Annotated in this window: 5 protein-coding genes and 1 pseudogene; 4 read left to right on the top strand and 2 right to left on the bottom strand. The window is 34.6% G+C overall.

Translation table 11 applies throughout. The annotated features are described in order from the left end of the window. From B371_RS0103295 to B371_RS0103270, 4 genes and pseudogenes are all read left to right on the top strand, one after another. A pseudogene (locus B371_RS0103295) lies at positions 1–534 on the top strand (restriction endonuclease subunit R); the annotation flags it as partial. A 19-nt stretch (positions 535–553) separates the two neighbouring features. Further along, a complete protein-coding gene (locus B371_RS0103290) occupies positions 554–2,107 on the top strand; it encodes a type I restriction-modification system subunit M (protein WP_019412890.1) in 1,554 nt (517 codons plus the stop codon). A 2-nt stretch (positions 2,108–2,109) separates the two neighbouring features. Then, positions 2,110–3,318: a restriction endonuclease subunit S gene (locus B371_RS22355; protein ID WP_019412889.1), complete on the top strand. Its 1,209-nt coding sequence runs from the start codon at positions 2,110–2,112 to the stop codon at positions 3,316–3,318. A 388-nt stretch (positions 3,319–3,706) separates the two neighbouring features. Further along, a complete protein-coding gene (locus B371_RS0103270) occupies positions 3,707–5,233 on the top strand; it encodes an SIR2 family protein (protein WP_019412887.1) in 1,527 nt (508 codons plus the stop codon). 305 nt (positions 5,234–5,538) lie between these two features. On the opposite strand, the gene B371_RS0103265 is transcribed toward B371_RS0103270, so the two are convergent. Beyond that, positions 5,539–6,093 carry a recombinase family protein gene (locus tag B371_RS0103265; protein WP_019412886.1) on the bottom strand — a complete coding sequence of 185 codons (555 nt, stop codon included), beginning with the start codon at positions 6,091–6,093 and terminating at the stop codon, positions 5,539–5,541. Between the two features lie 1,788 nt (positions 6,094–7,881). After that, a partial coding sequence (locus B371_RS0103255; RefSeq protein ID WP_019412885.1) for an SDR family oxidoreductase occupies positions 7,882–8,256 on the bottom strand: 375 nt, incomplete at its 5' end.

Genomic DNA, 8,256 nt, shown 5'->3' with positions numbered 1-8,256 from the left:
AGATCCAATGTCCCGAGTCCTGAAATTAATAAGAAACCCGATATCGACAAAGTTTCTGTAATTGATGACGTCGATTTTGAAATTGAATTAATGCAAACGGATCGTATTGATGTTGATTATATTCTAGAGTTACTACGGAATATCAACTTTGACAATAAACATGAACGTGATGTTGCAGTTCGGAGAGCGATCAAAGAAGTAAATGCGTCAGCTAGTGACGAGATGCGATTAAAACGTGATCTATTACTAGAATTCTTAAACCGAGTCGCTCCAACACTCACGAACAATGATTCTATTAATCAAAAGTTCCGAGATTTTGAAAACGAAAGACGCAAAAAAGAAATTTACAATATGTCACAGCAAATACATGTCGCAGAAGAAAAACTCGAATACTTCTTGCGGGAATATGAATACACAGGGGTTTCACCTGATCAAGAAATCAATGATGCCATAAAAGCGCCATTTAAAGAAAAACGACAACACGTGCAAGCTTTGAAAGAATTTATTTACACGAACGTACGCAAGTACTCGTAAATTGAGGAGATATGAACACATGACAACTTCAGAAAAACAACGTCTACAACAAGCAGAATTGCATAAAAAACTTTGGACAATGGCGAATGATTTACGCGGTCAAATGGAAGCTTACGATTTCAAAAACTATATTTTAGGGCTAATTTTCTATCGCTATCTTTCGGAAAAAACGGAAGCACGTATTGGAAAACTGTTGGAAGAAGACAATATCTCCTACGAAGATGCTTGGAAAGATGAAGAATACAAAGATGGATTGATTGATACATTGCTTGTAGAAATCGGCTTCGTCATTGAACCTGAATATTTATTCTCTTCAATGGTCAAAGAAATTCATAAAGGTGAAAAAGGAAATTTCGACATTGAACTTCTTCATAAAGCGATAAAAGCGATTGAACAGTCGTCACTTGGCACAAACAGCCAACAAGATTTCGAGAATTTATTTGATGACATGGATTTAACGTCTTCTAAATTGGGACGTGATGTAAAGTCACGCTCAAAACTAATTGCCAAAATCATGGTAAGCATTAATGACATTCCATTCTTACATGATGATGTTGATATCGATGTCCTAGGAGATGCATACGAATACCTTATCTCGCAATTTGCTGCAAACGCAGGGAAAAAAGCAGGGGAGTTTTACACACCACAACAAGTATCTAAAATCTTAGCCAAAATCGTTACTCATAATAAACCCAACTTAAAAAACGTGTATGACCCTACATGTGGATCCGGTTCATTGATGTTGCGAGTAGCAAAAGAGTCAAATGTGCGTTTATTTTACGGACAAGAACTCACAACAACCACGTTCAACTTAGCGCGAATGAATATGTTGCTACATGACTTACGCTACACAGACTTTGATATCAAAAATGACGATACATTAGAGAATCCTCTTCACTTAGATATGCGATTTGAAGCAGTCGTAGCTAATCCTCCATACAGCGCTAACTGGAGTGCAGATGCAAAATACTTAGACGATGACCGTTTCAGTGCATACGGAAGACTCGCGCCAAAATCAAAAGCTGACTTTGCTTTTGTTCAACATATGATTCACCAACTTGACGACAATGGAACAATGGCAGTTGTTCTTCCGCATGGTGTTTTATTCCGTGGGGCAGCAGAAGGCATTATACGTAAATATTTGATTGAAGATAAGAACTATTTAGATGCAGTTATTGGACTTCCAGCGAATGTGTTTTTTGGGACATCGATTCCTACTTGTATTTTAGTATTTAAGAAGACACGGGCAGCTGAAGACGATGTGATTTTTATTGATGCATCGAATGAATTTGAAAAAGGTAAGAATCAAAATAATTTGACTGATGGTAATGTTGAGAAGATTGTGGAGACGTATAAATCGCGAGATACGATTGAGAAATATTCATATTCAGCAACATTAGATGAAATTAAAGGAAATGATTATAACTTAAATATTCCTCGCTATGTTGATACGTTTGAGGAAGAAGAAGAAATTGATTTACAGGTTGTTGCAAAGCGTCTAGAAGAAATTGATGCAAAGATTGCTGAAGTGGATGCTGAATTAGAGAAGTTCTTTAAAGAGTTGGGGGTGTAGGGATGAATGCACCTAAGTTAAGATTTAAAGAATTTAGTGGTGAATGGAAACAGTGGAAGTTGGAAGATTTAGCAGAAGTTAGAACAGGAAAAGCATTTAGCAGTGCCGATTTCAATGATAATGGGGAATATTTAGTCGTCACTAATAAAAATATTCAGGATAAAGCTAACGGTATTGCACCAGTAGGAGACAGGATTGATATTTATGATGATGTTATTCTAAATAATTATTTACTAAGTGGTGACAATATTCTGGTCACTATGGATGGAGTTAATATTGGAAAAACAGGTAAATATAGTAACGAAAAAGCAGTTCTAGCACAACGAGTTGGGCGACTTAACTCAGAGCAACTTGAATTTGTCTACCAAATAACTAGCAGCAATAAGTTTGTATCCGAGATGAATAAATTATCAGTGGGTAATGCAATTAAACACATTTCCTTGAAACAAATTTCAGATTATTCATTTTCGGCACCTATAAGCGAAGAAGAACAAGAAAAAATTGGAGCTTTTTTCAAAAATTCCGATCAAAAAATCCAACTCCAAAAAGAAAAAATTGATTTGCTGAAAGAACAGAAAAAAGGGCTTATGCAGAGGATTTTTAGTCAAGAGTTACGGTTTAAGGACGAGAATGGGGAGGAGTATCCGGAGTGGAGAACATATAAGTTATCGGAATTGGTTACATTTTTTAAAGGTCAGGCATTATCTAAAAGTGATTTAGCTTCAGAGGGAGTACCATGTGTTTTATATGGACAACTTTATACTATGTATGGAGAAATAATTGATGAAGTTATTTCGAAAACTCAAAATAACAGTGGTTTTAATGGGGAAATTGGTGATGTTTTAATTCCTTCTTCAGGAGAAACAGCTATAGATATAGCATGTGCATCCGCACTAAGTAAAAATGCACTTTTAGGCGGAGATTTAAATGTATTACGCCCAAATAAAAAATTATCCAATGGAAATTTTTTAGCTTATCTATTAAGTAATGCTTACAAGAATGAATTGTATAGATTAGCACAAGGGGCTTCAGTTGTGCATCTTTATAATAATAGCTTGAAGTCTTTATTAATAAATTTGCCGATAATTGAAGAACAGCAAAAAATAGTTAATACACTGATCTATTTAGATAAAAAGATAAAAAAAGAAACAGATAAAATTTCAGAATTAGCAATTCAAAAACAAGCTTTTATGCAGCAAATGTTTGTATGAAATTAAAGCAGTCCCTGGGATAGAAACAATCATGAAAGTTTACACATTCGCGTTTGTTTCTGACCCAGGGACTTTACTTGATTGAAAAAATTAATGTGCTGGCATAAGTAAGTACGGGGGTGCCTGGATCTGATGACCTTGAAGCATATTATAATGACCAGTGGAAAATGTTTGATTTGCAACAAATAATTCTTAAATCTGAATGGAAAAGAGTAAAGGCAGAGTCTAAACAGGAAAAGAGATAAATGGAAAGAAAATCGAAAAACGTCTTTAACCATTTTATCTTTGAAGAAGAATTTAGCGATGAATAAAATACATAGATTCCGTGTCTTTTTTTATAAAAAGAGCTTATTTAAAAATAAAATAAACTTAAGGGGATAAATAATATATGAATATATCAGAGTTTATTAGTAATTTTAAAAACCATCCAGTACTCTTTGTGGGCACTGGGATTAGTCTAAGATATTTACATAATTCTTTTACTTGGGATGGATTATTAGCTTATATTTCACACGAATTAACGGAAAATGATGAATATTATTTAGACTTAAAGTATGCACATCATATAGATGGCAATAATAAAGATTTTGATTTTCCAAAAGTTGCTACTGAATTAGAAACTTACTTCAATCAGACTGTTAAGCAAGATCGGAATGGTAAATTTAAAGAAATCAATGATCAATTCTATGAAAATATGAGTAAAGGTATAACTATTAGTCGTTTTAGGTTATATATAGTTAAACTTTTGCAAAGAAATCATCTAAAAGAAGAGATGGCAGAAGAAATAAATGGTTTAAAAAAAGTGCGAAAGAATATTGGCTCAATAGTAACAACAAATTACGATACATTCATTGAAGATATCTTTGAATTTAAGCCGTTAATAGGAAATGAGATTTTATTAAGTAATCCTTATGGGTCCGTATATAAAATTCATGGATGTGTAGAAGATTCCTCGAAAATCATAATTACAGAGAAAGACTATCAGCTATTTGAAGAAAAATATGAATTGATAAGAGCGCAATTACTTTCCTTATTTATTCACAATCCAATTATATTTGTAGGATATAATATAGGTGATAAAAATATTAAGAGTATACTAAAAACAATTTTCACTTACGTAGATATATCTACGGATGTTGCGGAAAAGATTAGGAAAAACTTTTTATTAGTTGAATATGACAAGGGATCAGTTAATGAAGAAGTTGTTGAACATGATATTGATATTGATGGAATGGCGACAATTCGAATAAATAAAATAAAAACTGATAATTATAAGGAAATTTATGAACATCTAGGAAACCTTAGTCTACCTGTATCTGCGATGGACATTCGTAAAGTACAAAATATTGTTAAAGATATCTATGCCGGTGGAAATATTAAAGTATCCATAACCGAAGATATTGAAGGGCTAAAAAACGAAGATAAAATATTAGCAATTGGATCCCAAAAGACGATTAAATATGAATATCAAAATGCTCAAGAAATGATGATTAATTATTTCAGTATTATAACTGAAGCAAACCATCAACTATTAAAACTAATTGAAAAGCATAGGATTCAATCAGGTCAATTTTTCCCTATATTTGGATTCTCTGAAATTCAGTCGGGATTATCAAATTTCGAAAAATTGAAAAATATCCAACTTAGAAAGATAAAAGTTTTAGAAGAATCTAGCGATCTTGCTAGAGATTGTAATAGCATTCAAGAAATACTAGATGATTACACAATATCCCAATCGAAAAAAGTTTCTGCAATAGTTCAAGGGGTATTAAGAAACAGAATCCATTTGGATGATATGGAGTCTTATTTGAAAAGTTATACTGACAAGAAACACACCGATTATAAAAAAATACTATGTGTCTATGATTATAAAAAGTACGGTACAGTACCTATTAAAAAGCATCTAGTGAGGTAAATGCGTGGTATGTCAACTTACTGTGTATGTCATATACCAATCACGTCAGAGATCGAAATTTTTTTGTTAATGGATTTCAGTGAATAAACAAGTATGTGAATTGTATTTTTAAAGCAGTCCCTGGGATAGAAACAATCATGAAAGTTTAAACATTCGCGTTTGTTTCTAACCCAGGGACGGTGGTTAATCACGATATCTACTTGGATATTTTACGTGATGTCATTCTATTCCTTTAGAATCTCTTCCTTGTTCGTGACCCAACCATGCCGAGGCTTTTTATTCCTTGTAATAATCCTTAGTTAAGATCACTTACTTTCCAAATAGCGATAAATGGTTGTTCGGGAAACACCCCATCTTTCAGCCACATCTTTGATCGGTGTGCTTCCATCAATAAGAGCTTTCAACATTTCAATATCTTTCACTCCGTATTTCTCTGGACGTCCACCAAGACGCCCCCGTGCTTTAGCCGCCACTCGTCCTGCAGCAGAACGTTCTTGAATAAGATTACGTTCGAATTCAGCAAATGCAGCAAAGAGATGAAACATCAGTTGGCCGGTAGCATTGCCACGGTCCATAGTCAGATTCTCCTGAAGACTGTGAAACCCGATGCTTTTATCATTCAAGTTGTTGACAAGGTCAATCAAGTCTTGCATGTTTCGACCCAGTCGATCTAATCGCCACACAACTATGGTATCTCCTTGACGAGTATATTTGAGGGCTTCTTCTAATCCAGGTCTTTGTTTTTTTGACCCACTCATCTTATCGTGAAAAATTTTCACACATCCATATTGAGTAAGAGCATCTGTTTGCAAATCTAAGTTTTGTAATCCGGTTGAAACACGAGCATATCCAATTAACACAGTTATTCCTCATTTCCATTATAATCCTATATTAATTGTAACATAAGACTAGGAGGACATAGTTAATGAGCATAGATTATTGGGCAGAGTTTTGTTGCATATAATAGAATCAAAATGCTATCTTTTAAGACTAGTTGGGTCGTGTTCAGAAAAGGACGAGTTTTGTTACATAATAACCTTCAACAATTGATACCAAAATAATTAAATGGGTTAGTTGGATACTTATGTTAAAATAAATTAGAGAATGTGAAGGCTTTCACTTAAACTAACTGGTAGTTATATACAGTATAATTTTTTACCGTATTCAACGTATGTAACGATATAATAACAACTCGAAAATGATGGAATTCTAACTTGGTGGAAACATTATATACAGTGATTTTTTATCGTTTTTAACGTGCTCAATGATACGGGAAGTTTTTGGCTTTAATAAGGAAACATTGGGAATTAACTATAAGCCTTGCTGTCCTTGATGTGGAATGCGTACTTCTTCCACATTCCACATCAAGGACAGCAAGCCACAGCGCGGTAGGAACGGTAAACAACCTACTTCTGGAAAAAGGGTACCTGTGTAAAAAACTAATCAGATTATTCAATAAAGATACAGAATAAATTTACTGAAAGCTGAAGAATATGGATTTTATTAAATTGATTCCTTATAAAATTTCGTTTTCATGAATGTCCATAAATTTAGTGGTGCCACCCACATTGATTTAATGGAAATATTTAGTGATAAAATTATCTGTTTTATAAATTATTTTCTATTTATTCCCTAATTTGATATGAAATTTAATCATGGGTGGCACCTTTTGAATTCGTGCGTCCCAGGGATAAAAATAATTCTGACAATTCAAGATTGGACAGCATGTATTCATTTGTTGGAGTGTCACTGGGGCAGCAGGGAGGCGTGCGCATAGGTGGGGTACTCCACCTATTTAGCCGATCTATTTGAAGGAATCCTACGTTACATTGACTGTTTGTATGACAAGCGTAAAATGGTCTTTTTTATCACTATGAATAGCATGCAAATGTGACACAGCGAAATTCAAAAGACGAAAATAGAACATATGTGTGGTATAATGTAAGGGTAATAGAATAGGTAGCTCAAGGGTGGTTGGTTCACTCCCGTTTCGAAAGGGGGTGGTGCCATGACAGTATTTGAAACACTAATGTTTGCAGTAACATTTGCGACATTAATTGTATTAGTACTTTCATTTAACCATAAAAAATAACCCATCCTTGAGTTAGACGCTCAGATGGGTTATTCCTACCATTTAGCCAATCCCCTTGAAGGGTACCTGCTATTACGTTGACCGTTTGGTGTTCGACCACCAACGGTCTTTTTTATTTTACTCACATTCTGATATTATTATACCAAAGGTGAATAGGTGAATCAAACGTTTGGAATTTGTCATTGTACTTGCATGATAAAATAGATTGAGCCGTTATTAAATCAGGCACCTGTGTAAAAAAATTTTAAATTCGCTTAGTCTAGCCTTCCAATTTTAGGACAGTGTAGATTTGTGCGATAGTTAGGTACTTTTTTTGATTTTAAATAAGAAATCGGCGACAAATAACCCAATCTCTTTTGCCCGCGATTTTGGTTGAAATATGTGACTAATAACAGTAAATCTCTCTTTACCTGATCAAGGTTATCAATGTCATATGCGGGTACTTGGTCTTGAAGTGCGAGAAAAAGCTTTCGATAATTCGCGTCCCAGTGATGAAAACAATTAATGAGTTTGTCTACCGTCTAATTCAAGGAGAATTTCCTACTGAACGTTAGGTTTATGATCCTACAAAATCGCCGCCGTCTACGTGAATGGTTTGCCCAGTCATGTAGCTAGAGTCTGTAGAGGCTAAGAAGACATATGCCGGTGCGTTTTCAGCTGGTTGCCCGCGTCGTTTCATCGGTGTATCTTCTCCCTGATGTTTCACTTTTTCTTTATCGAAGGTTGCCGGAATCAGTGGCGTCCAAATAGGACCTGGTGCTACGGCATTCACGCGAATTCCTTGGTCAACTAAATTTAATGCAAGCGAGCGTGTAAAGGTGGTAATAGCTCCTTTGGTTGCTGAATAATCAATCAGATCCGGAGATCCTCGATAAGCAGTAACGGACGATGTGTTAACAATAGCGTCGCCCTTCGTCATATGTGGCAAGGC

This window comes from Paenisporosarcina sp. TG20 (assembly GCF_000286315.1).
Lineage (GTDB): Bacteria > Bacillota > Bacilli > Bacillales_A > Planococcaceae > Paenisporosarcina.
This window is presented reverse-complemented; position numbering and strand designations above follow the sequence as displayed.